This window comes from Pseudomonas libanensis (genome assembly GCF_001439685.1).
GTDB classification, from domain to species: domain Bacteria; phylum Pseudomonadota; class Gammaproteobacteria; order Pseudomonadales; family Pseudomonadaceae; genus Aquipseudomonas; species Aquipseudomonas libanensis.
The window spans coordinates 179,200-205,898 of sequence record NZ_JYLH01000013.1; the positions used below are offsets into that span (position 1 = coordinate 179,200).

The following is a 26,699-nucleotide window of genomic DNA, read 5'->3' on the forward strand; positions in this document are numbered from 1 at the left end:
TTAAACGCAAAGGCGCATCCGAAGATGCGCCTTTTTGACTGCGTACAACCTTATCGCGCTTTCACGCAGCAGCCTTACTCAGCCTTCGGCGTCTCGCGCAGGCGGATATGCAGCTCGCGCAGTGCCTTGGCATCCACCACACCCGGAGCCTGGGTCATGACGTCCGCGGCACTCTGGGTTTTCGGGAAGGCAATCACTTCGCGGATCGACTGGGCGCCGGTCATCAGCATGACCAGACGGTCCAGGCCGAAGGCCAAGCCACCGTGTGGCGGTGCACCGTATTTCAGGGCGTCGAGCAGGAAGCCGAATTTCTCTTCCTGTTCCGCTTCGTTGATGCCCAGCAGGCGGAACACCGCTTGTTGCATTTCTTTGCGGTGGATACGGATCGAACCGCCACCCAGCTCGGTGCCGTTGAGCACCATGTCGTAGGCACGGGACAGCGCGCCTGCCGGGTTGGCTTCCAGCTCGGCCGGGGAGCACTTCGGCGCGGTGAACGGGTGGTGCAAGGCGCTGAAGCTGCCGTCGTCGTTCTCTTCGAACATCGGGAAGTCGACGACCCACATCGGTGCCCATTCGCAGGTCAGCAGGTTCAGGTCGTGACCGAGCTTGATACGCAGGGCGCCCAGGGCTTCGCTGACGATCTTGGCCTTGTCGGCGCCGAAGAACACGATGTCGCCATCGACCGCACCGACGCGATCAAGGATCGTGTTCAGGTTGGCTTCAGGGATGTTTTTCACGATCGGCGACTGCAGGCCGTCAACGCCGTTGGCGCGCTCGTTGACCTTGATGTACGCCAGGCCCTTGGCACCGTAGATGCCGACGAACTTGGTGTAGTCGTCGATCTGCTTGCGCGGCATGCTCGCGCCGCCAGGCACGCGCAGGGCGGCGATGCGGCATTTGGGGTCGTTGGCCGGGCCGCTGAACACCTTGAAGTCGACGTCCTTGAGCTGGTCGGCCACATCCACCAGTTCCAGCGGGTTACGCAGGTCTGGCTTGTCGGAACCGTAGCGGCGCATGGCCTCTTCGAAGGTCATGTGCGGGAATTCGCCGAACTCCAGGTCCAGCACTTCCTTGAACAGGTTGCGGATCATCTGCTCGGTCAGGCCCATAATCTCTTTTTCATCGAGGAAGCTGGTCTCGATGTCGATCTGGGTGAATTCCGGCTGGCGGTCGGCGCGCAGGTCTTCGTCGCGGAAGCACTTGGCGATCTGGTAGTAACGGTCGAAGCCGGCGACCATCAGCAGTTGCTTGAACAACTGCGGCGATTGCGGCAGGGCGAAGAAGCTACCTGGGTGGGTACGGCTAGGCACCAGGTAGTCACGTGCGCCTTCCGGGGTAGCCCGGGTGAGGATCGGCGTCTCGACATCGAGGAAACCGTTCTCATCCAGGAAACGGCGGATGCTGGTGGTCATGCGCGAACGCAGGCGCAGCTTCTCGGCCATTTCCGGACGACGCAGGTCCAGGAAGCGGTAGCGCAGGCGGGTTTCTTCGCCCACGTCGGAGTATTCGTTAAGCGGAAACGGCGGGGTTTCCGACTCGTTCAGCACTTCCAGCTCATAGCCCAGCACCTCGATGCCGCCGGAAGCCATGTTCTTGTTCACGGCACCGGCCGGACGCAGGCGTACCTTGCCGGTGATCTTCACCACGTATTCGCTGCGCACACGGTCGGCGGCGGCGAAGCTCTCGGCGCGGTCCGGGTCAAACACCACCTGGGCCAGACCATCACGATCACGGATATCGAGGAAGATTACCCCGCCGTGGTCGCGGCGACGGTGAACCCATCCGCAAAGGGTGATTTCCTGACCTTCCAGGGTCTCGTTCAGTTGGCCGCAATAGTGGCTGCGCATCATGGTCGTGGTTTCACTTCTCGTAATTCGAATTTCGGTGGCAGGCTTGCCTCGTCACCGTACATTAAAGCAGGGGACGGATAATGCAGGAGCCTGCGCGTAGAGTTCAACTCAGTCTGCTTTGTCGCCGCCCGCCAGGTTCTTCTTGGCGCCGGTCTTGAAATCGGTCTCGTACCAGCCGCTGCCGCTCAGGCGGAAGCCCGGCATGGACAACATCTTCTTCAACTCAGGTGCCTGGCAGGCAGGGCAATCGACCAGCTGCGCTGCGCTGATCTTCTGAATGGCTTCCAACTGGTGACCACAGGAAGCGCATTGATAGTCGTACATGGGCATGGGGATGTCTCGGCGATCAGAACGTTACAGCGCCACGCCCTGCCCTGTGCATAAAGCCCGGCATGCGCAGCAAAGCGCGGGATTATATCTGGTAAATCGAGGCAGCGCAGCCGGCTTTCTGCCCCAGGGCCGGCCCACGAGGTTGAACGGCCGGCCCCGAAGCCAGCGGGCTATTGCGCAAGCGTGTCCGCAGACGCGGCGGCGCGGCCTTTGAGTACATGAACCACGCACACCACCCTCACCAACCCACTGAAGTTCTTCACTCCCCCGTGGCGCAAATGCACTTCCCGATCGACATAGGACAACAAGGCACTGACTGAGCAGGTATTGATCCTGGCGATCTCCGTCAGGATATTCCAATAGATCTGCTCAAGCCGCAGGCAGGTAGAAAACCCGTTGAGCCTGACCGAACGGGACAATGGCTTGGCCATCCCCATATCGAACCCCTTGTCAAAGGGATCGATCTTTATCTTGTGAAAACCACAGGTTTCCATCACTCCCTTACCTACTCCACGTGACATACACCTGACACTCCATTGCCAAACAGCAGCCAACGGGTTTCTCCCATTGGGCGATGCGCCTATAAAACAGCAGGACGCGCGGAGCAGCCAGAAGACGGGGAGTTGTTAGTCGTAGGACAACGCCAGGAAGCGCAGGGAAACAAGCAGGCAGCGCCCAGAAGGCGCCGCCAGGGTTCGACAGTTACTGGTTTTCGAGCAGGGAACGCAACATCCACGCGGTTTTCTCGTGAACCTGCATACGCTGGGTCAACAGGTCCGCCGTCGGCTCATCACTGACCTTGTCGAGCAATGGGAAGATGCCACGGGCGGTACGCGTGACCGCTTCCTGGCCTGCCACCAATTGCTTGATCATCTCTTCGGCGCTCGGCACGCCCTCTTCTTCCTTGATCGAAGACAGGCGGGCGTAGATCGAATAGGCGCCAGGTGCCGGGAAACCCAGGGCCCGGATGCGCTCGGCGATGGAGTCCACTGCCAGCGCCAGTTCGTTGTACTGCTCCTCGAACATCAGGTGCAGCGTACGAAACATGGGGCCCGTGACGTTCCAGTGGAAGTTGTGGGTCTTCAGATAAAGAACATAGGTATCGGACAGCAGCCGCGAGAGTCCGTCGACGATGGATTTACGGTCTTCTTCACTGATACCAATATCGATTGCCATGTTTTTCCCCTTCAATTGACGAGCATTCATTGATCAGGTGCAGGACCACTCTAGCAAGAGAGCGGGCCTCGTGCAGCCCGACACACCCGGGCAGCGTGCGGCAAATCGCCCCTGCACCGCCTGCGGATGTGAATTGGCAAGCCTTTCTCCCCGTAGGAAGAGTCTGCGCAGGCCGTTAAAAAAATCTGCACCTGTCTAGGACAAGCGTTTGCCGCAGAAATGCCGTGCCCGGCGCAACACGCCGAAATGCTTGATTTGAGTAGGCACAGCCTTTGCTGTTAAATAGACGCCGTGTGGCTGCCGTTTATTTCTGCGGCACGCCACATAGGCTGATACCCGCGCACGTGCTCAACGCCTCCCATTGTTCAGAAGCGAACCGTGCCAGTCAGCTCTTCCTTGTGATCCGTCTTAACGTGAGTTAATCAAAATGTTGAAAATCGTCCACCTGCTAACGGGCGTTGCAGCTTTGCTGCTGTCCTTTATCCCGAGCCTGCAGCCTGAAAGCCTGCCCTACCTGCAACAACACGACGCTCTGTACCTGGCCTTGTTCGGCCTTCTTAACCTGACGCTCGCACCGGTAATCCCTTACTGGAACAAAGGCACGCGTCATCAACTGCAAAATCTGGTCAGTGCGCTGCTGGTGCTGACTGTTGTCGTACAAACCCTCACCCTCCTGGCGCCCATGCCTGAAGTCGGCGGCCATCCGGCTATCCTGCTCAGTCTGGTGATTGCTGTGGTTGCCATCGTTCTTCACTTGGCCATCAGCTTCTACCGTTCGTCCCCAGCGGCCGCGTCGCAAAACTACGACATGACCAACCGGGATACCGGAACCGTCAAGTGGTTCAATACCTCCAAAGGCTTCGGCTTCATTTCCCGCGATTCGGGCGACGATATCTTCGTCCACTTCCGGGCTATCCGTGGTGAAGGCCACCGCGTCCTGGTCGAAGGCCAGCGCGTGGAGTTCTCGGTGATGAACCGTGACAAGGGCCTGCAAGCCGAAGATGTCATCGCTGCCCTGCCGCGTCGCTGATCCTAAGCCTTCGCAGCAAAAAAAACCGCGATCCAGCGTTGCCTGGATCGCGGTTTTTTATTGCCTGCACCTATCAATAGTGCGGCGGTGGCGTTTCTTCTTCGGACGACTCGAACTGCCCGCCCATTTCTTCCTGACGCTTGAGCAGGGCCGTCATCTGCAATTGCAGGCGCTCGACCGCCCGCTGCTGGGTGACCAGGATGTCATTGAGAGTCTCGATGGTGTCGTCCTGGAAGGCCAGGCGGCTTTCCAGGTCGGTGACGCGATCTTGCAGGTCCATGGTTCAGTCCTGGGTAAAGATGAAGTCGGCGGGCAACAGCTCACGCAAACGGGCGCGGATCGCCGACACTTGCGCGTGGTTATAAGGCTGGGCGGGATGTTTGCCCCACACCGGCGCCGGCCAGGCGGCGTCATCGCGTTTACGCACGATCACGTGCACATGCAACTGGCTGACCACGTTGCCCAGCGCGCCGATATTCATCTTATCGGCGGCCAGCCCTTCATTAAGCAGCTGCGCCAGGGCCGTCGTCTCTTGCCACAAGGTTTGTTGATCTGCGACATCCAGTTGAAACACTTCGCTGATACCGTCGATGCGCGGTACCAGGATAAACCAGGGGTAGTTCGAGTCATTGGACAGCAGCAGGCGACACAGCGGGAAGTCCCCAATGGCCAAGGTATCTTGTTGCAGGCGTTGATCTAGGGCGAACACGTGGACACTCCGTTCGGCAGGTCAGTTTCAGGCGCCCAGCATACCTTCGAATGCCCACGCGTTCACGGCGAATGGGCACAAGCCTTGAAGCAATCGGATAAAAACTACGCACCCTTTCGAGGCAGGTGCACAGTCGAACACGCTACCTAGGGCCTCGGCGGCACGCACCAAAATGACCCGCTTGTGCCTCAAAGGGATCCGCCAAGTACCCACTGACGGGGTGGACCGGTAACGTTTTACCCCGGCGAACGCTTTTGTGAGTAACCGCACAGGTGTAACACCCCGTCGCCAAGCTCAAACCAAAGGGTGTAAAGGCCCCGTGTTTATGCGGCTTTTACACTCCCTTCACGCTTTTCACGAAAAAATGACATTCGGCTACCAGTTTGAGCACGCTTGTTGCATTCACCCTCATATCGTCGGCAACGGCACCCGTTTGGAAGCGGGTGTTTCGCGATAAAAACCAGCGGCGGTTCAATGCGCATCAAGGAAGCTTTCAAAGTTTGAAAGATGTAGGAAAAGAGCATTGAAGTTGTCAGCCCGGTTACATTCGGGCTGTGAATTTGCGACATGGATCTAGCGATTTACGACAGCCTCGTAAAGAAGCTGAAAGGAAAGATGGGTAAGTATCGTCATTGGAGTCTGCGTGATATAACTTTGCGCCGACACAAATAAAGAAAGAGCCGCCCAGATAAAAATACAGGTGGGACGGCAGTACTCTTCCTAAAACCAAAGGAGCAAATCACGATGCGCGTGATGAAGTGGAGCATGATCGCCCTGGCTGTTTCAGCAGGCACCTCGCAGTTCGCAATGGCGTCCGCCCAGGACGATTCCAAGGGCTTTGTTGAAGACAGTACTTTCAGCATCAATACTCGCGCTCTGTACTTCAGCCGCGACTTCCGTAATGAGCCAGGAGGCGGTTACAGCACCGTCAACGGCAAGCGTAAAAGCCGTGCCGAAGAAACCGGCCTGGGCTTCAATGCCCTGTACGAATCGGGCTTCACCCAAGGCACCATTGGTGTCGGTGTGGACGTGATCGGCCTGATGGGCCTCAAGCTCGACAGCGGCAAGGGTCGCGCTGGCACGGGGCTGTTCCCCACCGGTTCCGACGGTCGCTCGCAGGACGATTACTCCAAGGGCGGCGGCGCGGTTAAGTTCCGCATCTCCAATACTGTGTTGAAAGTCGGTGACCAGTACACTACCGCGCCAGTGTTCGCCTCCGACGACAGCCGTCTGTTGCCGGAACTGCCACAGGGTATCTCGATCACCAGCAACGAGATCAAGGGCCTCAAGCTTGAGGGCGGCCACTTCACCTCCAGCGTCGCGCAGGCACAGACCTACCATGACAGCTTGGGCCTGACGAAAACCGACTTTGTCGGCGGCGTCTACGCGTTCACTCCGGAATTCACGGGTAGCCTGTACTACGCGAAAACCGAAGATTACTTCCGCAAGTACTACAGCAACCTGAACTGGACCCATGCGTTGAGCGATGACCAGTCCTTCGCGCTGGACTTCAACATCTACGACACCAAGAGCGATGGCGCAGGCCTGCAACGCGCAGAGAAGGATGGCGTGACCAAGCTCGACAACCGCGCGTTCAGCTTGCAGGGTGCTTACACCATCGGCGCTCACACCTTCACCCTGGCAGCCCAGAAGGTTACCGGTGACGGCGACTACGGCTACGGCGTAGACGGCGGCGGCACGGTATTCCTGGCCAACTCCATCGCCCGTTCCGACTTCAACGCCGAAGGCGAGAAGTCCTACCAGGCGCGTTACGACATCAACATGGCGACCTTCGGCATTCCTGGCCTGAGCTTCATGACTCGTTACGTTACCGGTAGCGGCGCCAACACTGGCACGACCAGCAACGGCAAAGAGTGGGAACGCGACATCGAAGCCAAGTACGTGATTCAGAGCGGCCCGGCTAAAGACCTCAGCCTGCGTCTGCGCCAAGCGACTTACCGCTCCGGTGATGGCGTTTACTACGGTTCGCCTTCTATCGACGAACTGCGTCTGATCGCGAACTACCCGCTGAACATCTTGTAATCGTCTGTTTAATTACAATGATGGCTTAAGGCTTCGGCCTTGAACAAAAAAGCCGCTCCCTGTTTAAACAAGGAGCGGCTTTTTTATTGCAGTTTTGTTTCAACCAAAAAAACAACTAGCAAGCTAAGTAACTAGTTTACCGAAGCTGACCTATCGACCAAGTTCGACAGCCTAGCGCCAAATTATTTCGCCGCACTTTCCTGCATCACACGAATAACCCGCTGCGGAAACGGAATATCAATCCCCGCTGCTTTCAAACGATCACGCGCCAGTTCATTAAACATGAACATCACGTCCCAATAATCCGGGGTACTGGTCCAGCAGCGCAGGGAAACCGTAATGGAGCTGTCGCCCAGGGTCGAAACCACCGCCACCGGTGCAGGATCAGCCAGCACGCGTGGGTCCTTGGCCAGTTCCAGCAGCACTTCGCGAGCTTTTTGCAGGTCTGCCTCGTAATCCACACCGACATCAAACACCACCTTGCGGGTTGGCTGGCGGTTGGTGTTGGTGATGATGCCGTTGGACAGGATGCCGTTGGGCAGGATCACCGTCTTGTTGTCGCCGGTACGCAGCACGGTGTGGAAAATCTGGATGCTGTCGACGGTGCCGGAGGTGCCTTGGGCTTCGATCCAGTCGCCAATGCGGAACGGGCGGAACAGCAGGATCAACACGCCACCGGCAAAGTTGGCCAGGCTGCCTTGCAATGCCAGGCCGATCGCCAGGGTTGCGGCACCAATGGCGGCGACGAACGAAGTGGTTTCCACACCGATCATCGAGGCCACGCTGACTACCAGCATGACTTTGAGCACGATGTTCGCCAGGCTGGTAATGAAGTGCTGCAGCGCCAGGTCAGCGTTGCGTACCGCCAGCAAGCGGCCCACGCGATGGGTCAGTTTGTTGATCAGCCACCAGCCGATGGCCAGGGTCAGCATGGCCAGCAATACACGGCTGCCGTATTCCATGATCATCGGGATCCAGGACTGGGACGTCTTGATCAAATGATCCACTTCTGCGTTTAAATCCATGTAGCTTCTCCTGTTTTTGCGGATATGCGGCTTGATTGACTGCCTGAAAACGCAATTGAGCCCCGTAGGGCTCAATTGTAGGCGCTGAGTCTGGGGCGTGGGACGTCAAAAACACCCACAGGTTCCCCAAAGTGCCATCAGTCGCGGAAGTTATTGAACTGCAGCGGCATGTCGAAGGTCTTGGCGCGCAGGGCCGCGATGGCTTCTTGCAGGTCGTCGCGCTTCTTGCCGGTGACACGCACCTGCTCGCCCTGGATGGCGGCCTGGACTTTCAGCTTGGCATCCTTGATATGCGCGACGATCTTCTTCGCCAGCTCCTTGTCGATGCCTTCCTTGAGCACGGCTTCCTGCTTCATCAGCTTGCCGGAGGCGTAGGCGTCCTTGACTTCAAGGCACTGCACGTCGATCTTGCGCTTGACCAGGGCCAGCTTGAGGATCTCGATCATCGCTTCCAGCTGGAAATCGGCTTCAGCGGTCAGGTTGACGGTCAGTTCCTTTTCCTTGAATTCGAAGCTGCCCTTGCCTTTCAAGTCATAGCGACGGTCCAGTTCCTTGACGGCGTTCTCGACGGCGTTGGTGACTTCGTGTTTGTCCAGTTCAGATACCACGTCGAACGAAGGCATGTGATTTCTCCAATATAAGGGGCGGGCTCAGTAAAGATGGAGCGCGCCCGAGCTAAAATGCCGAGGCATTATAGCGGTTCTTTCGCCCCGTTCACTGTGAGCGACCCTACGGAGCAAAAACTGATGTCGACCCCCTGGCATATTCTCGGCGCTGGCAGCCTGGGCACCCTCTGGGCCACGCGGCTGGCGCGTGCCGGCGTACCGGTCAGGCTGATACTGCGTAATGAGGCGCGCCTGGCCAGCTATCGCGCCGGCCAGGGCCTGACCCTGGTTGAGCACGGTGTGGAACACACCTATGCGGTGATTGGCGAAACAGCCGAAAGCCCGGAGCCGATTCATCGGCTGCTGGTGGCATGCAAAGCCTACGACGCCCAACGCGCTATCGCCCAGTTGCAACCTCGACTGGCGCCGGATGCCGAACTGATCCTGCTGCAGAACGGTCTCGGCAGCCAGGACGCCGTGGCGGCACAAGTGCCGTCGGCCCGCTGCATCTATGCGTCCAGCACCGAAGGCGCATTTCGCGATGGCGATTGGCGGGTAGTGTTTGCCGGCCATGGCTACACCTGGCTGGGCGACGCAAACCACCCTACCCCACCGCTATGGTTGGACGACCTGCAAGCTGCGAGCATTCCTCACGAATGGGCCACCGATATCCTCACGCGGCTGTGGCGCAAGCTGGCGCTCAATTGCGCCATCAACCCGTTGACCGTGCTTTACCAATGCCGCAACGGCGGCTTGCAAGACCATCAGTGTGAGGTCGCCACGCTCTGCGCCGAACTGGCCGAACTGCTGGAGTGCTGCGGCCAGCCTGCGGCGGCACAGGACCTGCACAACGAAGTGGAGCGTGTGATCCTGGCCACCGCCGCTAATTACTCGTCCATGTATCAGGATGTCGCCAACGCCCGGCGTACCGAGATCAGCTACCTGCTGGGCTACGCTTGCCAGGCCGCGGCCCGCCACCGGTTGGTATTGCCGCATCTGCAACAGCTGCAAGCGCGGCTGGTGGAGCATTTGCTCGCACGCGGATTGGCCAGCGACTGAGGCACGCGCTACCCTGCCTACCTGTCTATCACCTGGGAAAACCCTGATGCCACTGCGCCAGCGTCTTGAAAATCTACCGGTAGGGCAGAAACTGCTGGTGGCCCTGCTGGTGCTATTGACCACGGTGTTGCTGGTGGCCAACCTCACGTTTATCAGCGCCGCCTACTGGATCTCCCAGGAAAGCATGGCGCCCCAGGCATTGCAGGCCATTGGACGACTGGTGTCCAACCCATCGCTCGCCGCCGAGGCGCTCGAATCCCCGGCCAAGGCCGAGGCGCTGCTCAATGAACTGACCAGCTACTCCCCCCTGCGCGCCGCCGCCCTGTACGACGGTGAAGGCAACCGTCTGGCGCAGATGCAGCACGGCGACCGCCTGCACCTGCCGGACAATTACCGGCATATCGAGGCCTGGCGCCTGACCGAGTTTCGCAGCAACCAAGTCATCACCCTGCCCCGCGGCACCCAGCCTTCCGGGCATTTACTGCTGGTGGCCAGCAGTGAGCTACCGGTGGCCTTCTATACCGGCACGCTGACCGCAAGCCTGGGCATCCTGATTTTCAGTGTGCTGTTGTGGCTGGTCATCGCCCGGCAAATCAAACGTCTGATCACACGGCCCATCCATGAGCTGGAAGAACTGTCCCGGCAGGTCACCCGTGAAGAGAACTACGCCCTGCGCGCCGGGCGTGGCAACCATGACGAGATCGGCAGCCTGGCCGAAGCCTTCAACACCATGTTGTCGCGTATCGAAGCCCGCGAGCAGCAGCTCAAGCGTGCGCGTGACGACTCCCAGGCCGCTTACGACCAGGCCCAGGGGCTGGCCGAAGAGACCCGGCATACCAACCGTAAGCTGGAACTGGAAGTCCAGGTGCGCAGCAAGATCGAGAAAAAGCTCACGGGCTTCCAGAACTACCTCAACAGCATTATCGACTCGATGCCCTCGGCGCTGATTGCCCTGGATGAACAGCTCTATGTCACCCAGTGGAACCAGGAAGCCAGCGCCCTTTCCGGCACGCGTCTGGACGAAGCCCTGAACCAGCCGATCTTCCTGGCCTTCCAGCCGCTCAAGCCGTACCTGCCGCAAATCAAGGCTACCGTGGAGCAACATACGGTGGAGCGGATCGAGCGGGTCACCTGGATCAAGGACGATGAACCCAAGCATTACGCCCTGACGTTTTACCCATTGATGGGTGGTGCCGGGCGTGGCGTGGTGATCCGAATCGACGACATCACCCAACGCCTGTCCCTGGAAGAAATGATGGTGCAGTCGGAAAAAATGCTCTCGGTGGGTGGCCTGGCCGCCGGCATGGCCCACGAGATCAACAACCCACTGGGCGCGATCCTGCATAACGTGCAGAACATCCGTCGCCGCCTGTCCCCGGAGCTGCCCAAGAACCTGGAGTACGCCGAGCAGGTGGGCATCGAGCTGGACACGGTCAATCGTTACCTGCAAGGCCGCGAAGTGCCGCAGTTGCTCGACGGTATTCAGCAGGCCGGGGCGCGGGCGGCGAAAATCGTCACCCATATGCTCAGTTTCAGCCGCCGCAGTAATCGCCAGATGGCCCCCTGCGACTTGCCGGCCCTGATCGACCAAGCCGTGGAAATCGCCGGTAACGACTTCGACCTGACCATCGGCTTCGACTTCAAGGGCCAGGCGATCATCCGTCAGTTCGACCCGCAATTAGGCCCTGTGCCCGGCACCGCCAACGAGCTGGAGCAAGTGCTGCTCAACCTGCTGAAAAACGCCGCCCAAGCCATTCACCTGCGCGAAGATGACAGCGAGCCGGGGCGTATTATCCTGCGCACCCGCCTCAACCCGCCGTGGGCAGAAATACAGGTGGAAGACAACGGCATCGGCATGAGCGAAAACGTGCGCAAGCGCACCTTCGAACCGTTCTTCACCACCAAGGAAATCGGCCAGGGCACCGGGCTTGGGTTGTCGGTGTCGTATTTCATCATCACCAACAACCACAAGGGCCAGATGGAGGTGCATTCCACCCCGGGCCAAGGCACCTGCTTTACCTTGCGCCTGCCCCTGGCCGGCAGCCAATTGTCCCCCACAGCACTCACCCAACTGGAGCACTGACCATGGGCTTTCGCCTGTCGAAAATCTACACCCGTACCGGCGACAAGGGCGAAACCGGCCTCGGTGACGGCCGCCGCGTGCCCAAGGACCACCCGCGCGTGGAGGCGATCGGCGAGGTGGATACGCTGAACAGCCAGTTGGGCCTGTTGCTGGCCAACCTGGAAGAACAAAGCGGCAAGCACCCGGCCTTAAATGATGTGATTGAAGTGCTCACGCCGTGCCAGCATCGTCTGTTCGATCTCGGCGGTGAGCTGGCGATGCCGGTGTACAAGGCACTGAACGCGGCGGAGGTGGATCGGCTGGAAGCGGCGATTGATCGCTGGAACGAAGAAGTGGGGCCGCTGGAGAACTTCATCCTGCCCGGTGGTTCGGCGCTGATCGCCCAAGCTCATGTGTGCCGCAGCCTGGCGCGCAGTGCGGAGCGGCGGTGTCAGCAGTTGAATGCGCTGGAGCCGTTGGAAGGGGTGGGTTTGGCGTATATCAATCGGTTGTCTGACTTGCTGTTTGTGGCGGCCAGGGTGATTGCCCGGCGCCAAGGTGTTGCCGAAGTGTTATGGCAGGCCGCTGCCAAGCCACACTGAGATTTATCGGGTGACTGGCAAGGCCCTATCGGGGCATGGGTATCTACACAACTTCGGCACGAGGCTAAATCTGTGGCGAGGGAGCTTGCTCCCGTGACGGGCTGACAGCCGACGCTGATCTAGCTGACGCACCGCGATCCAAATGTGGGAGCTGGCTTGCCTGCGATGACGGCCTGCCAGCCGATGCCAATCTACCTGACACCCCGCAATCAAACTGTGGGAGCGGGCTTGCTCGCGAAGGCGGCCTGACAGGCGACACAGCTATGCCGGGTACATATCCATTCCTGCGGTAACGGCCACTTAGGGTTCCGCTCTGACAGCGGGTCACTTTGGAAAAGAGCCCCAAAGTAACCAAAGGGCTCTTGCCCCACCACTCGGCACCTCGCCTAGGCTCGGTGTGCCCGTAATCCGCCAGGGATTTGGGGGGGCCGCCGCCACGCGCCATCCATGGCGCGGGGCGGCTAAACCGGCATCCCTGCCGGTTTACCCCCCAAATCCCTGTCGAATTCCGGCCAGCGTGGTTTAACGGGGCGCCTAAGATCAAGATCAAAAGCAGATCAAGATCAAGAGCGGCTCGCTTCGCATCGTGGTTACTGATAGTTGCTACGTCAGAGTTGTGTAGATACCCATGCCTATCGGGGGCAAGCCCCCTCCCACATTTTGAATTGTGAATACATTCAAGTGTGGGAGGGGGCTTGCTCCCGATAGGGCCCCTCAGGGCACCATCAAGCCTCAGGCCAGAAAGCCCGAATCCCAGCTACACCTTGCGCCCCGGCTTCCCAGGCCTGCTCCCGCTGCGCAGGCCCAACCCCGCCCAGCAGAAACACCGGTTTACTGAACCCGGCAATCAACTGCGCCGCCTGCTCCCAACCCAACGGCTGCGCATCCGGATGGGTCTGGGTCGGCTGCACCGGCGACAGCGTGACAAAGTCCACGTCCATCATCTCTGCCAGCGCCAGCTCTTCAGCATTGTGGCAAGAAGCCGCCAACCAGCGGTCCTTCGGCAGCGGGCGGCCCTTGCTCGCGTATTTGCGCAATTGCGCCGAGGTCATGTGCCAGCCGGCAGCAGGAAAATCCCCCAGCCACTCGAACGGCCCCTTGAGCATCAATTGCGCCTTGCCGGCACACAGGCCAACCGCATCCACCGCCAAGTCACGGTATTTGGGGTCGTAGCCGTTGGGCGCACGCAGTTGAACCAGCTTGATCCCCCCTGCAATGGCCTTCTGGATGCCGCGCAACAGCGTCGGGGTTTCCAGCTCGCCCGGGGTGATCAGGTACTCGGCGGGCAAGCGCGCAGCGGCAACAATCGGCGCATTCGCCGCCGGGAACGCATAGTTGAACAGGTCCCGTGGCGTCACCCATTCCAACGGCTGCCCTTCGGCACCATGGGGCTCGCCGGTAAAGGCCGAGACTTCCCAGACATCCAGCAATACCTGCTTGTCCGGGTAATCATGTTGCACCTTGATCAACGGCCGCGCCGCAGTGACCTGGATACCCAGCTCTTCCTGCAGTTCTCGTGACAAGGCCGTGGCGACCGACTCATCGGCCTCCACCTTGCCGCCGGGAAACTCCCAGAGCCCGCCCTGATGCTGGGTATCGGCACGGCGCGCCAGCAGGATCCTGCCATCGACACCGCGGATCACCGCTGCTGCTACATGCACTCGTTTCACCGCCAGTTTCCTCTTGGTATCAGGTACGGTATTCCGCATTGATCTTCACGTACTCGTGGGACAGGTCGGTAGTCCAGATGGTTTCGCTGCACGCGCCGCGCCCCAATTCGATGCGGATGGTGATTTCTTCCTGCTGCATCACCGCCGAGCCCTGGGCTTCGGTGTAGGTTTCGGCGCGGGCACCCCGGCTGGCGATGCACACGTCGCCGAGGAACACGTCGATCTTGCTCACGTCCAGATCCGGCACGCCGGCACGACCGACAGCCGCCAGGATACGGCCCCAGTTCGGGTCCGAGGCAAACAGCGCGGTCTTGATCAGCGGCGAGTGCGCCACGGTGTAGCCCACGTCCAGGCATTCCTGATGGTTGCCGCCGCCGTTGACTTCAACCGTCACGAACTTGGTTGCGCCTTCGCCGTCGCGCACGATGGCCTGGGCCACGTCCATGCACACTTCAAACACCGCCTGCTTCAACGCCGCGAACAGCGGGCCGCTGGCTTCGGTGATGGGCGGCAGGTCGGCCTGGCCGGTAGCAATCAGCATGCAGCAGTCGTTGGTCGAGGTGTCGCCATCGATGGTGATGCGGTTGAACGACTTGTTGGCCGCGTCCAGGATCAGGCTCTGCAGCACGTCGCGGGAGACTTTGGCATCGGTGGCGATATAGCCGAGCATGGTGGCCATGTTCGGGCGGATCATGCCCGCGCCCTTGCTGATACCGGTCACGGTAACGGTCACGCCGTCGTGCACAAACTGGCGGCTTGCGCCTTTTGGCAAGGTGTCGGTGGTCATGATGCCAGTGGCCGCAGCCGCCCAGTTATCCACAGACAGGTCATCCAGCGCGGCTTGCAGGGCGCCTTCGATTTTTTCCACAGGCAGCGGCTCACCGATCACGCCGGTGGAGTACGGCAGCACTTGGCTGGCGTCCACGCCGGTCAGTTGGGCCAGCTTGGCGCAGGTGCGCGCCGCGGCCACCAGGCCCGGCTCGCCGGTGCCGGCGTTGGCATTGCCGGTGTTGGTCAGCAGGTAACGGATCGTGCCGGCCACGCGTTGCTTGGCCAGGATCACCGGCGCAGCGCAGAAGGCATTGAGGGTGAACACACCCGCTACGGTCGAGCCTTCAGCACAACGCATCACTACCACATCTTTGCGCCCCGGGCGCTTGATGCCGGCCGAGGCGATACCGAGCTCAAAACCGGCAACCGGGTGCAATGTGGGCAAAGGACCAAGACCAACAGCCATGAATGCGCTCCTCAAAAATAGGTGATGTCTGTGCCGTCGCGGTCGACGGTGGGAATTAATGGCAAAACGCCGCGACGGCTAGTGCCGGTCGCGGCGCGGGGTGTTGCAGCGTCAGGCGAAAATCTTAGTTGATTTCGCCGTGGCAGTGTTTGAACTTCTTGCCCGAACCGCACCAGCACAGTTCGTTGCGGCCCAGCTTCTGATCGTTGCGCACCGGGGTTTGCGCCAGGGCCACATCGACCTCTTCGCCCAACGCCTCAGGCGCTTCCAGGCCCGGTGCTTCGTCATGCTGGAACTGCATGCGCGCAGCCAGTGCCTCGGCTTCCTGACGCAGGCGTGCCTCTTCCTCGATCGGGTCTTCGCGACGCACCTGAACGTGGGACAGCACGCGGATCGAATCGCGCTTGATCGAATCCAGCAGCTCGGAGAACAAGGTGAACGACTCGCGCTTGTACTCCTGCTTCGGGTTCTTCTGGGCGTAGCCACGCAGGTGGATGCCGTGACGCAGGTGGTCCATGGTCGACAGGTGGTCTTTCCACAGGTCGTCCAGCACGCGCAGTACGATTTGCTTCTCGAAGGTGCGCAGTGCTTCGGCACTCGCCTGCTCTTCTTTTTCGTTGTACGCGGCCAACAACTCGGCCATCAGTTTTTCGCGCAGGGTTTCTTCGTACAGGTGATCGTCTTCGTCCAGCCACTGCTGAACCGGCAGGTCGACGCCAAAGTCGCTCTTCAACGCGGCTTCCAGGCCGGCGACATCCCACTGCTCAGGCAGGGACTGTGGCGGGATGTGCGCGCTGACGGTGGCATTAAGCACGTCCTGACGGAAATCGGCGATGGTCTCGCCAATATTGTCGGCGGCCAGCAACGTGTTACGCATGTGATAGATCACTTTACGCTGTTCGTTGTTGACGTCATCGAACTCGAGCAATTGCTTACGAATGTCGAAGTTGCGGCCTTCGACCTTGCGTTGGGCCTTCTCGATGGCGTTGGTCACCATGCGGTGCTCGATCGCTTCACCGGACTGCATGCCCAGGGCCTTCATGAAATTCTTCACGCGGTCCGAGGCGAAGATGCGCATCAGGCTGTCTTCCAGCGACAGGTAGAAACGGCTGGAACCGGCGTCTCCCTGGCGACCGGCACGGCCACGCAGCTGGTTGTCGATACGACGCGATTCGTGACGCTCGGACGCGATCACCTGCAAGCCACCGGATTCGAGCACAGCCTGGTGGCGTTTCTGCCAGTCAGCCTTGATCTGGGCGATCTGCTCGGGGGTCGGGTTGTCGAGCGAGGCCACTTCCACTTCCCAGTTACCGCCCAACAGGATGTCGGTACCACGACCGGCCATGTTGGTGGCGATGGTCAGCGCGCCTGGGCGACCGGCCTGGGCGATGATCTCGGCTTCTTTCTCGTGGAACTTGGCGTTGAGGACCTTGTGCTCGATGCCTTCCTTGTTCAGTAGGTTGGACACGTGCTCGGAGGTCTCGATGGTGGCGGTACCCACCAGGATCGGACGGCCCTTGGCCATGCCATCCTTGATGTCATTGATGATCGCCGCGTATTTCTCTTCGGCGGTCAGGAACACCAGGTCGTTGTAGTCTTTACGGGCCAGCGGCTTGTTCGGCGGGATGACCACCACCGACAGACCGTAGATCTGATGGAATTCGAACGCTTCGGTGTCGGCCGTACCGGTCATGCCGGACAGTTTGTTGTACAAACGGAAGTAGTTCTGGAAAGTAGTGGACGCCAACGTCTGGCTTTCAGCCTGGATGTTGAGGTGTTCCTTGGCTTCGATGGCCTGGTGCAGGCCTTCGGACAGGCGACGACCCGGCATGGTACGGCCGGTGTGTTCGTCGACCAGCACGACCTGGCCGTCCTGGACGATGTATTCGACGTTGCGATGGAACAGCTTGTGGGCGCGCAGGCCGGCATACACGTGGGTCAACAGGCCCAGGTTGTGCGCCGAGTACAGGCTTTCACCTTCGGCCAGCTCGCCGATCTGGGTCAGCATCTCTTCGACGAACTGGTGACCGGCTTCGTTGAGTTCGACCTGGCGGGTCTTCTCGTCGATGGTGAAGTGACCTTCTTTGGTCACCACGCCTTCCACTTCCTCGATGTGCTGCTCCAGGCGCGGGATCAACTTGTTGATCTCGGTGTACAGGCGCGAGCTGTCTTCGGCCTGGCCGGAGATGATCAGCGGGGTACGGGCTTCGTCGATGAGGATGGAGTCGACTTCGTCGATCACGGCAAAGTTGAGTTCGCGCTGGAATTTTTCTTCCATGCTGAACGCCATGTTGTCGCGCAGGTAGTCGAAACCGAATTCGTTGTTGGTGCCGTAGGTGATGTCGGCGGCATAGGCGGCGCGCTTCTCTTCCGGCGGCTGGAACGGCGTTACCACGCCGACGGTCAGGCCGAGGAATTCATACAGCGGGCGCATCCAGTTGGCGTCCCGGCGAGCCAGGTAGTCGTTCACCGTCACAACGTGCACGCCCTTGCCGGACAGCGCGTTGAGATAGACACCCAGGGTGGCGACCAGGGTCTTGCCTTCACCGGTACGCATTTCGGCAATCATGCCTTCATGCAAGGTCATGCCGCCAATCAACTGCACGTCGAAGTGGCGCATGCCCATCACACGCTTACCGGCTTCACGGGCGACCGCGAAGGCTTCGGGGAGCAGCTTGTCGAGGGTTTCACCTTTGGCTATGCGGGCCTTGAACTCTTCGGTCTTGGCGCGCAATTGCTCGTCCGACAGGGCAACCATCTGCTCTTCGAAGGCATTGACCAGCTGCACCGTCTTGAGCATGCGTTTGACTTCGCGCTCATTCTTGCTTCCAAAAAGTTTCTTTAACAAAGGCGCAAACATATCGGCAGGTTCTTCCACACATAGGGATGGAGGGCGCACCGTCAGTGGCCCGAGCAGCCCTCACGGCCGCATGCGAACGCGCATTCTACCCTGAATCGTGGGTGAGGAAAGTGGCGTTGTTCCCCGATGCTGGCATGGGCCTGTGAGAGGGCTTGTTTAAAATAAGGGCTTTTGCTGGAACTTCAACCCATGAAGTGAAGAAGTTACCTATTGATTTCATGGGAAAAGCCCTGCAGATGCATGGCTTGGGGCCGTACCGGCGCTTTCTGTTAAGATGAGCGCTCTGTTACTTAAGGTGTCCAGACATGGCATTTCGCCCTCTTACAGCCCGCGCTCCCGGCGTGTTGCTCCGCGAAGCCAAGCCGTTGAAAGCCATCTTCGGCCAGGCGCAACGCTTGGGCCATTTGCAACGCCTGCTTGAAAGCCAACTGCAACCAGCCGCCCGTGAACACTGCCACGTGGCGTCCTGGCGTGAAGGCAACCTGCTGTTAATTGTGACCGACGGCCATTGGGCGACCCGTCTGCGCTACCAGCAAAAACGCTTGCAGCGGCAATTGATGGTATTCGATGAATTCGCCGGTTTGACGCGTATTCAATTCAAGGTACAGCCGCCCGCCGTACCGCAGCGCACGGTGGGACACACGCTGGACCTGTCGGTAAATGCGGCCGAAACCCTGCAGGCAACGGCCGAAGGGATCAGCGACCCGGGCCTGCGCGCAGCGCTGGAGCGGCTGGCCGCCCATGCCCGGCCCAAGCCCTGAATCGCTATTTGCGCTTGCTGCCGCCCAGCAGCGAACCCAGCAAGCCACGCACCAACTGGCGCCCCATCTGATTGGCGGCTTGCTGCATCGCTGACTTCAACGCCTTGCCGGCGGTGGTGCCGAGGAATGCACCGGCCCTGTCGGTAAAACTCGGCTCTTCGGCGGTCGGTGCAGTCTCGCCAGTAGACCCAAGTTCCTTGCGCGCCATCAGCACCTCATAGGCCGACTCACGATCAACCGGCTTGTCATAGCGCCCCAGCAGCGGCGAACTGGCGACCAGGGCCGCGCGTTCGGCTTCGCTGAGCGGCCCGATCCGCGATTGCGGGGGGGCAACCAAAACACGCTGGACGACTTCTGGCGTGCCTTTTTCCTGCAAGGTGCCTACCAACGCCTCACCGGTGCCCAGCTCTGTCAGCACCGACAAGCTATCGAACGCCGGGTTGGGCCGAAAACCATCCGCCACCGCCCGCAGGGATTTCTGTTCTTTTGCGGTAAAGGCGCGCAAACCGTGCTGGATACGCAGGCCCAGTTGCGCCAGCACCGCATCGGGCAGGTCGCCCGGCGATTGGGTGACGAAGTACACGCCGACACCTTTGGAGCGGATCAAGCGCACCACTTGCTCCAGGCGCTCCTGCAAGGCTCTGGGCGTATCGGCGAACAACAAATGGGCCTCGTCGAAAAACAGCGCCAACAACGGTTTGTCGGCATCGCCGCGTTCCGGCAACCGTTCGAACAACTCCGCCAGCAGCCACAACAGGAAGGTCGCGTACACCTTCGGCGCTTCATGCACCAGGCGGCTGGCGTCCAACAGGTGGATGCGCCCACGGCCATCGCTGGCGGGCTGCAGAATATCTTCGAGTTGCAGGGCAGGCTCGCCAAACAGGGCTTCAGCGCCTTGCTGCTCCAATACCGCCAGGCGCCGCAACAGCGCCTGGCTGGAGCCCGTGGTCATCAAGGCCGCGTCGTCGCCCAGCAGTTCCGGGTGATAGCGCAGGTGGTTGAGCAGAGCCTTAAGATCCTTGAGGTCCAGCAGCAACAGGCCTTCGCGGTCCGCCACCTTGAAGGCCGCATAGAGCGCCGATTGCTGGCTGTCGGTGAGCTCCAACAGGCTGCCAAGCAATAACGGGCCCATTTCGCTGATGGTGGTGCGCAGCGGGTGACCGGACTGGCCATGGATATCCCAAAGGGTGACCGGGTACGCCTGGGCCTTGTAGCCAAGGAATGGCATGCCGGCAATCCGCTCGGCGACTTTGCCCTGCGGATTGGCAGCGGCGCCCAGCCCGCAAAGGTCGCCCTTGATGTCGGCGGCGAACACCGCCACACCCGCATCACTGAAGGCTTCGGCCAGGCGCTGCAAGGTGACGGTCTTGCCGGTGCCCGTGGCGCCGGCGATCAACCCATGACGGTTGGCCAGGCGCATGGACTGGGCGATGGGCTGGCCGTCTGGGCCGGCACCGATAAGCAGTTGTGTGGAGTCAGGCATTTCGTCACCTTTGGTTAATCTTTAGTGCCGCGAGGTCGATATAGACGGATGTAAGCCCGACAAAGACTAAAAAATGGTCAGATAATTCCGATATGGACCAACGGAGTTATTCACCAGAAATACCACACCTTTTTTGACGCTGCCATTTTGCGCCTCCCGTCCAGGACGCGCCTCGGATATTAAGACCTTAGCGGACCCTACAAGCCATGAATAAAAATCTGCGCTTCAGCCACAAAATCCTGCTTGCAGCCTCCCTTATCGTCATCGCCGCCTTCGCGTTGTTCACCCTCTACAACGACTACCTGCAACGCAATGCGATTCGCGACGATCTCAATAACTACCTGCATGAAATGGGCGACGTCACCGCCGGTAATATCCAGACCTGGCTCACCGGGCGTATCGCCCTGGTGGAAAACGCAGCACAAAATATTGCCATCAACCCTGAACCGTCCGTGGTCGCCAGCCTGCTGGAACAGAAAGCGTTGACCTCTTCATTCATGGCAACCTACGTCGGCGACAGCCAGGGCACTTTCACCATCCGCCCTGATACAAAGATGCCCGACGGCTTCGATCCGCGTGTTCGCCCCTGGTACAAGGGCGCCCAGGCCAGCAACGGCTCAACCCTGACCGAACCCTATATCGACGCAGCCACCGGTCAACTGATCATTTCTGTAGCCACCCCCAGCGCCAAGGCCGGCCAGAGCATCGGCGTGGTAGGCGGCGACCTCAGTCTGCAAACCCTGGTGGATAACATTGGTGCGCTGGACTTCGGCGGCATGGGTTATGCGTTCCTGGTCAGCGCCGATGGCAAGGTGCTGGTGCACCCGGACAAAACCCTGGTGATGAAGACCCTGGCTGACGTGTACCCAAAGGACACGCCGAAGATCAGCGGCGATTTCAGCGAAGTACAAGCCGACGGCAAAACCAACATCGTGACCTTCACCCCGATCAAGGGCCTGCCATCGGTGAACTGGTACCTGGGTGTGTCGGTGGATAAAGCCAAGTCGTTCGCCATGCTCAGTGAGTTTCGCACCTCGGCCGTGATCGCCACGATCATCGCGGTGGTGATCATCATCGCCCTGCTGGGCATGTTGATTCGTGTCTTGCTGCAACCGCTGCACCTGATGACCCGTGCCATGCAAGACATCGCCGACGGCGAGGGCGACCTGACCCGACGCCTGGTCATCCAGAACAATGATGAGTTCGGCACCCTCGGCAATGCCTTCAACCGCTTCGTCGAGCGCATCCATACCTCGATTCGCGAAGTGTCTTCGGCCACCGAGCAGGTCAATGAAGTGGCGCTGCGCGTGGTCAGCGCCTCCAACTCGTCGATGGTCAACTCGGACGAACAGGCCAACCGCACCAACAGCGTCGCCGCCGCCATCAACCAACTGGGTGCCGCCGCCCAGGAGATCGCCCGCAACGCCGCCCAAGCCTCCAACCAGGCCAGCGATGCACGCCACTTGGCCGAAGACGGCCAACAGGTGGTTGAACGCAATATCAAGGCGATGACGCAGCTGTCGAGCATGATCAGCGCCTCGAGCAGCAATATCGAAGCACTTAATAGCAAGACGGTGAATATCGGCCAGATTCTTGAAGTGATCACCAGCATTTCCCAGCAAACCAACCTGCTGGCGCTCAACGCGGCCATCGAAGCGGCACGTGCCGGAGAAGCCGGACGCGGCTTTGCGGTAGTGGCCGATGAAGTGCGCAACCTGGCCCACCGCACCCAGGAGTCGGCGCAACAGGTGCAGAAGATGATCGAGGAGCTGCAGGTCGGCGCGCGAGATTCGGTAAGCACCATGAGTGAAAGCCAACGCCACAGCCTGGACAGCGTGGAAATCGCCAACCTGGCCGGCGAGCGCTTGAACAGCGTGACCCAGCGTATTGGCGAGATCGACGGCATGAACCAGTCGGTTGCCACTGCCACCGAAGAACAGACTTCGGTGGTGGAGTCGATCAATATGGATATCACCGAGATCAACACACTCAACCAGGAAGGCGTGGAAAACCTGCAATCGACACTGCGCGCCTGCTCGGACCTGGAACGGCAAGCGTCACGCCTGAAGCAATTGGTGGGCAGCTTCCGTATCTGATAGACAGAGGGGGCTGGCGGTACTCAGTCAAAATGTGGGAGGGGGCTTGCCCCCCTTCCGACATTCGCCAGCATTTCAAACTTGACCATGCAGCACGGCATCAATCCCAATCGAACATCTCTGCGCGTCTCAGGTCCACGTTAATGAGAGCAATGGATCGGAGGGATGTTTATCGTGCATATCGCTGACATAACCATGTTCTACGCCCCGGCGAGTGGCGGCGTACGCACTTATCTCGACGCCAAGCACCGGCGCCTGGCGCTCAAGCCTGGGATTCGCCATAGCCTGCTGGTGCCTGGCGCTCACTTGAGCGAGCACGACGGGATCTTCAAGGTGCCGGCGCCTGCCCTGCCATTTGGCAAGGGCTATCGCTTCCCCCTCCGCTTGGCGCCCTGGCGAAATGTGCTGCACGATCTACAGCCCGATCTTATCGAAGTCGGCGACCCCTACCTCACCGCCTGGGCCGCGCTCGATGCCCGGCGCCAGCTGGACGTGCCCGTCATCGGCTTTTACCACTCCGACCTGCCGCTGCTGGTAAGCAACCGCATGGGGCCCTGGTTTACGCCCAACGTCGAAGCCTATGTCAGCAAGCTCTACGGGAATTTCGACCGGGTGCTGGCCCCCAGCAAGGTGATGGCCGACAAACTCACCGGCCTCGGGGTCAGAAATGTCTTCGTCCAACCGCTGGGGGTGGACCTGCAGACCTTCACCCCCGACGTGCGCGACCCTGGCCTGCGCGCCGAGTTGGGGATTGGCGAAGACACCCGATTGTTGATCTTCGCCGGGCGCGGTTCCAAGGAGAAAAACCTGCCGGTGCTGCTCAATTGCATGAAGCGCCTGGGCGACGGCTACCATTTGCTGCTGGTGGGTTCGGGCATGCCGGCCAACGTGCCGGATAATGTCACCGTGGTCGATGGTTTCCGCCCTGCCCAGCATGTCGCCCGGCTGATGGCCAGCGCCGACGCCTTGCTGCATGGCGGCGACCAGGAAACCTTCGGCCTGGTGATCCTGGAAGCCATGGCCTGTGGTATCCCGGTCGTCGCCGTTGCGGCCGGGGCCTTCACTGAAATTGTCGACGAGCGCTGTGGCCTGCTGTGTGCGCCCAATAACCCCAAGGCGATGGCTGACGCGGTGCGCGAACTGTTCGGTGCCGGCAGCCGACGCCTGGGCGCCCAGGCGCGGCAGCACGTTGAGCAGCATTATGCGTGGGACACCGTAGTCGATAGCCTGCTGGGCCATTATCACGCCGTGCTGGGCACGCACAAACCGATGCTCGCCCATGGCTGAGCGTTCGGTCATGCTGGTGTTGCACGATGTAGCACCGAGCACCTGGGCTGATTATCGGCCGTTTGTCCAGGCCGTGGATGCGCTGGGCAACGTGCCAATCACCTGGCTGGTGGTGCCGGAATTCCATCGCCATGACGACCTGGCCGCCCACGCCGACTTTCGCCGCTTGCTCGACAGCCGCGTGGCCAGGGGCGATGAACTGACCTTGCACGGCTACTATCATTGCGACGACCAGCCCAGGCCACGTACACCAAAAGACTGGTTCATGCGGCGTATCTATACCCATGAAGGCGAGTTTTACCAGCTGTCCCAGGCCGAAGCGATAAAGCGGCTTACCGCCGGCATCGAGGTATTCCAGCGCAATGACTGGCCGCTGCACGGGTTTGTCGCCCCCGCCTGGTTGATGAGCGACGGCACTCGCCAGGCACTGCGCCAGTTGCCGCTGAGCTACACCAGCGACCCACAGCATCTTTATCGATTGCCTGACTTCACACGCATCGACGCCCCAGGCCTGGTCTGGAGCGCCCGCAGCGCATGGCGCCGCGGCCTGTCCAAAGTCCTCAGCGATCAACGGGAGCAGCGCTGGCAGACCGCCCCGGTGATCCGGTTGGGGCTGCACCCGGTGGACATGCGCCACGAGTTTTCTCGTCGTTCCTGGCTACAAACCCTGCAACGCCTGCTCAACGCTGGGCGCACTCCACAGACCAAGGCCGCCTGGCTGGCGACGCAGCCATGAGCCGACTGATCTGGTTATTGCTGGCCCTGCTCATCGCGCTGGTGATTCCCGTGTGGCTGGGCGGCGGCGAAACCCTGTTGCGCCTGCGGCAGTTCCCCTTGCCCCAATTGCTGGGGATGTTTGCCATGATTATCGGCTGCTGGCTGATCAACAGCCTGCGCATCCGTCTGCTGCTCGGCGAGCAGCGCGGCCAGTTGGGGCCGCTCAAAAGCCTTGGCGTGGTGATCTCGACCGAGTTCGCGATGTGCGCTACGCCCGGGGGCAGCGGTGGCCCCCTGACACTGATGGCGCTGCTGGCGCGCAATGGCATACGTCCTGCCCATGGCAGCGCAGTGTTCGCCATGGACCAGTTGAGCGACTTGCTGTTTTTTCTCTGTGCGCTGGCGGGCATTCTCTTGTATGCGCTGTTCCATAGCCTCAACCCACGCATGGAGTGGCTGCTGGGGCTCAGCGCGGTATCGATGGTCGGCGGGATCATCAGCGGCTGGCTGGTCGTGCGCTTTCATCGCCGCCTGATTCGCCTTACGGGCCTGGCGCTCAAGACCTTGAAAGTACGCGCCAGCACCCGCCGCCGCTGGGCGCGCAAGTTACTGCGCTTTCTCGCGGCCTTTACCCAAACCCTGAAATTGCCTTGGCACACGCTGTTAAGGGTGTTTGCGCTGACCAGCCTGCATTGGTTACTGCGCTACAGCGTGTTGTACCTGGCGCTGCGTGGCCTGGGCGGCGATGTGCAGTGGGCCTGGAGCTTCCTGATCCAGATGCTGGCATTGACGGCGGGGCAATTCAGCCTGTTGCCGGGCGGGGCCGGGGCGGCCGAGCTGACCTCGGCGGCACTGTTGGCGCCCATGGTGGGCAAATCCACGGCCGCGGCGGCGATTCTGATCTGGCGGGCGGTAACCTATTACTTCTACCTGCTGGCCGGCGCACCGGTGTTTCTATTGATGGTCGGCAAACCACTGCTCAAGCGTCTTTTTCGGGGGGCGCGCAAGGCTCGTCCTGCTGCAGCTGTTCCCACAAGCGGGCAGCCCCGGGGAAATCAGTACCATCCTCAGCATCCAGCGCATCCGGGTCGTAGCGACTCAGACAACCCTCGCCCAAGGTAGCGGGCGCTTTGGAGGTGGCTTTATCGAGGGGGTCGGTCATGTGGGTATCCTACAAATAAAAAGGGCCTGGGGAGTTTTACCCCCAGGCCCTTTCTTATTCAACCCAACGGGTTGGTCAGAACACCACGGTCTTGTTGCCATGCACCAACACGCGATCTTCCAGGTGATAACGCAGGCCACGGGCCAGCACCATCTTCTCGACGTCACGGCCGAAACGCACCATGTCTTCGATACTGTCGCTGTGGCTGACGCGTACGACGTCCTGTTCGATGATCGGGCCGGCATCCAGCTCTTCAGTGACGTAGTGGCAGGTCGCGCCAATCAACTTCACGCCGCGCAGGGAAGCCTGGTGATAGGGCTTGGCCCCGACAAACGACGGCAGGAAACTGTGATGAATATTGATCACCTTGCCGGCGTATTCACGGCACAGTTCCGGCGGCAGGATCTGCATGTAGCGCGCCAGCACTACCACGTCTGCGTCGTGCTGCTTGACCAGGCGCGATACCTCGGCGAACGCAGGCTCCTTGTCCTGGGGATTGACCGGCACGTGGTAGTACGGGATGCCATGCCATTCGACCATGCTGCGCAGGTCGTCATGGTTGGAGATCACGCAGGCAATCTCGCAGTCCAGCTCATCGCTGTGCCAACGGTGCAGCAGGTCCGCCAGGCAGTGGGATTCGCGGCTGGCCATCAGCACCACACGCTTCTTCTGCTCCGTGTCGGTGATGTGCCAGGTCATCGAAAACTCTTCGGCGATAGGCGCAAATGCCTCGCGGAAGGCTTGCAGGCCAAAGGGCAAGGTATCGGCACGAATTTCGTGACGCATGAAAAACCAACCGCTGAGATCGTCCGAGTGATGGCTCGCCTCGGTGATCCAGCCATTGTGGGAAGCCAGAAAGTTACTGACCTTGGCAACGATGCCAACCCGGTCCGGGCAAGCAATCACCAGCCGAAAAGTGCGCATTAGGGGGAAAC

General features: G+C 60.4%; 23 protein-coding genes and 1 pseudogene. 11 read left to right on the forward strand and 13 right to left on the reverse strand.

What is annotated here, in order from left to right:
* Positions 1–74 precede the first annotated feature (74 nt).
* From aspS to TU73_RS20350, 4 genes are all read right to left on the reverse strand, one after another.
* On the reverse strand, positions 75–1,850 hold the full coding sequence (aspS, locus tag TU73_RS20335; protein ID WP_057013724.1) for an aspartate--tRNA ligase: 1,776 nt from the start codon (positions 1,848–1,850) through the stop codon (positions 75–77).
* Between the two features lie 108 nt (positions 1,851–1,958).
* Positions 1,959–2,180, reverse strand: coding sequence for an FmdB family zinc ribbon protein (locus TU73_RS20340; protein ID WP_057013725.1), 222 nt, complete (start codon positions 2,178–2,180; stop codon positions 1,959–1,961).
* 170 nt (positions 2,181–2,350) lie between these two features.
* The gene (locus TU73_RS20345) at positions 2,351–2,701 is read right to left on the reverse strand and encodes a ribbon-helix-helix domain-containing protein (protein ID WP_057013726.1); all 351 of its coding nucleotides are present in this window, start codon (positions 2,699–2,701) and stop codon (positions 2,351–2,353) included.
* A 181-nt stretch (positions 2,702–2,882) separates the two neighbouring features.
* The gene (locus TU73_RS20350) at positions 2,883–3,356 is read right to left on the reverse strand and encodes a Dps family protein (RefSeq protein ID WP_003193874.1); all 474 of its coding nucleotides are present in this window, start codon (positions 3,354–3,356) and stop codon (positions 2,883–2,885) included.
* 427 nt (positions 3,357–3,783) lie between these two features.
* Here TU73_RS20350 and TU73_RS29490 point away from each other — a divergent pair, with 427 nt between their 5' ends.
* The gene (locus TU73_RS29490; RefSeq protein ID WP_005790922.1) at positions 3,784–4,386 is read left to right on the forward strand and encodes a cold-shock protein; all 603 of its coding nucleotides are present in this window, start codon (positions 3,784–3,786) and stop codon (positions 4,384–4,386) included.
* Between the two features lie 73 nt (positions 4,387–4,459).
* On the opposite strand, the gene TU73_RS20360 is transcribed toward TU73_RS29490, so the two are convergent.
* Together TU73_RS20360 and TU73_RS20365 are read right to left on the reverse strand one after the other, a co-directional pair.
* Complete coding sequence (locus tag TU73_RS20360; protein WP_057013727.1) at positions 4,460–4,666, reverse strand: SlyX family protein; 207 nt, start codon at positions 4,664–4,666, stop codon at positions 4,460–4,462.
* Between the two features lie 3 nt (positions 4,667–4,669).
* The gene (locus tag TU73_RS20365; protein ID WP_057013728.1) at positions 4,670–5,095 is read right to left on the reverse strand and encodes an HIT domain-containing protein; all 426 of its coding nucleotides are present in this window, start codon (positions 5,093–5,095) and stop codon (positions 4,670–4,672) included.
* A 744-nt stretch (positions 5,096–5,839) separates the two neighbouring features.
* On the opposite strand from TU73_RS20365, the gene TU73_RS20370 reads away from it, so the two are divergent.
* A complete protein-coding gene (locus TU73_RS20370) occupies positions 5,840–7,138 on the forward strand; it encodes an OprD family porin (protein ID WP_057013729.1) in 1,299 nt (432 codons plus the stop codon).
* Positions 7,139–7,320: 182 nt separating this feature from the next.
* Here TU73_RS20370 and TU73_RS20375 read toward each other — a convergent pair whose 3' ends face one another.
* Complete coding sequence (locus tag TU73_RS20375; RefSeq protein ID WP_043051423.1) at positions 7,321–8,163, reverse strand: mechanosensitive ion channel family protein; 843 nt, start codon at positions 8,161–8,163, stop codon at positions 7,321–7,323.
* Positions 8,164–8,300: 137 nt separating this feature from the next.
* A complete protein-coding gene (locus TU73_RS20380) occupies positions 8,301–8,786 on the reverse strand; it encodes a YajQ family cyclic di-GMP-binding protein (protein ID WP_003193880.1) in 486 nt (161 codons plus the stop codon).
* A gap of 123 nt (positions 8,787–8,909) precedes the next feature.
* On the opposite strand from TU73_RS20380, the gene TU73_RS20385 reads away from it, so the two are divergent.
* From TU73_RS20385 to TU73_RS20395, 3 genes are read left to right on the forward strand one after another with little or no spacing between them, the layout of a single operon-like run.
* Positions 8,910–9,827 carry a putative 2-dehydropantoate 2-reductase gene (locus TU73_RS20385; protein ID WP_057013730.1) on the forward strand — a complete coding sequence of 306 codons (918 nt, stop codon included), beginning with the start codon at positions 8,910–8,912 and terminating at the stop codon, positions 9,825–9,827.
* A gap of 46 nt (positions 9,828–9,873) precedes the next feature.
* Positions 9,874–11,910, forward strand: coding sequence for a sensor histidine kinase (locus tag TU73_RS20390; protein ID WP_057013731.1), 2,037 nt, complete (start codon positions 9,874–9,876; stop codon positions 11,908–11,910).
* Positions 11,911–11,912: 2 nt separating this feature from the next.
* The gene (locus TU73_RS20395) at positions 11,913–12,491 is read left to right on the forward strand and encodes a cob(I)yrinic acid a,c-diamide adenosyltransferase (protein WP_057013732.1); all 579 of its coding nucleotides are present in this window, start codon (positions 11,913–11,915) and stop codon (positions 12,489–12,491) included.
* A gap of 725 nt (positions 12,492–13,216) precedes the next feature.
* Here the strand turns inward: TU73_RS20395 and TU73_RS20400 are convergent.
* The 3 genes from TU73_RS20400 to secA form a co-directional block, all read right to left on the reverse strand.
* The gene (locus tag TU73_RS20400) at positions 13,217–14,161 is read right to left on the reverse strand and encodes a Nudix family hydrolase (RefSeq protein WP_057013733.1); all 945 of its coding nucleotides are present in this window, start codon (positions 14,159–14,161) and stop codon (positions 13,217–13,219) included.
* 19 nt (positions 14,162–14,180) lie between these two features.
* A complete protein-coding gene (argJ, locus tag TU73_RS20405; protein ID WP_057013734.1) occupies positions 14,181–15,398 on the reverse strand; it encodes a bifunctional glutamate N-acetyltransferase/amino-acid acetyltransferase ArgJ in 1,218 nt (405 codons plus the stop codon).
* Between the two features lie 124 nt (positions 15,399–15,522).
* Positions 15,523–18,258: a preprotein translocase subunit SecA gene (gene secA / locus TU73_RS20410; RefSeq protein ID WP_057013735.1), complete on the reverse strand. Its 2,736-nt coding sequence runs from the start codon at positions 18,256–18,258 to the stop codon at positions 15,523–15,525.
* 305 nt (positions 18,259–18,563) lie between these two features.
* Here secA and TU73_RS20415 point away from each other — a divergent pair, with 305 nt between their 5' ends.
* On the forward strand, positions 18,564–19,019 hold the full coding sequence (locus tag TU73_RS20415) for a DUF721 domain-containing protein (protein ID WP_057013736.1): 456 nt from the start codon (positions 18,564–18,566) through the stop codon (positions 19,017–19,019).
* A gap of 4 nt (positions 19,020–19,023) precedes the next feature.
* Here TU73_RS20415 and TU73_RS20420 read toward each other — a convergent pair whose 3' ends face one another.
* On the reverse strand, positions 19,024–20,502 hold the full coding sequence (locus TU73_RS20420; RefSeq protein WP_057013737.1) for a helicase HerA-like domain-containing protein: 1,479 nt from the start codon (positions 20,500–20,502) through the stop codon (positions 19,024–19,026).
* A 206-nt stretch (positions 20,503–20,708) separates the two neighbouring features.
* Here TU73_RS20420 and TU73_RS29645 point away from each other — a divergent pair.
* From TU73_RS29645 to gpgF, 5 genes and pseudogenes are all read left to right on the forward strand, one after another.
* A pseudogene (locus tag TU73_RS29645) lies at positions 20,709–21,740 on the forward strand (HAMP domain-containing protein); the annotation flags it as partial.
* Between the two features lie 93 nt (positions 21,741–21,833).
* On the forward strand, positions 21,834–22,598 hold the full coding sequence (locus TU73_RS29650) for a methyl-accepting chemotaxis protein (RefSeq protein WP_370881239.1): 765 nt from the start codon (positions 21,834–21,836) through the stop codon (positions 22,596–22,598).
* Positions 22,599–22,763: 165 nt separating this feature from the next.
* A complete protein-coding gene (gpgS, locus tag TU73_RS20430; protein ID WP_057013739.1) occupies positions 22,764–23,885 on the forward strand; it encodes an N-acetylglucosaminyl phosphatidylglycerol synthase in 1,122 nt (373 codons plus the stop codon).
* Positions 23,878–24,621 (forward strand): N-acetylglucosaminyl phosphatidylglycerol deacetylase, encoded by a 744-nt coding sequence (gene gpgD / locus TU73_RS20435; RefSeq protein ID WP_057013740.1) that lies wholly within the window; start codon positions 23,878–23,880, stop codon positions 24,619–24,621. The genes gpgS and gpgD overlap by 8 nt, the downstream gene beginning before the upstream one ends.
* Positions 24,618–25,724 (forward strand): glucosaminyl phosphatidylglycerol flippase, encoded by a 1,107-nt coding sequence (gpgF, locus tag TU73_RS20440; protein ID WP_057013741.1) that lies wholly within the window; start codon positions 24,618–24,620, stop codon positions 25,722–25,724. The genes gpgD and gpgF overlap by 4 nt, the downstream gene beginning before the upstream one ends.
* Positions 25,725–25,839: 115 nt before the next feature.
* On the opposite strand, the gene purU is transcribed toward gpgF, so the two are convergent.
* Positions 25,840–26,688, reverse strand: coding sequence for a formyltetrahydrofolate deformylase (gene purU, locus TU73_RS20445; RefSeq protein WP_043050024.1), 849 nt, complete (start codon positions 26,686–26,688; stop codon positions 25,840–25,842).
* Positions 26,689–26,699: the final 11 nt, after the last annotated feature.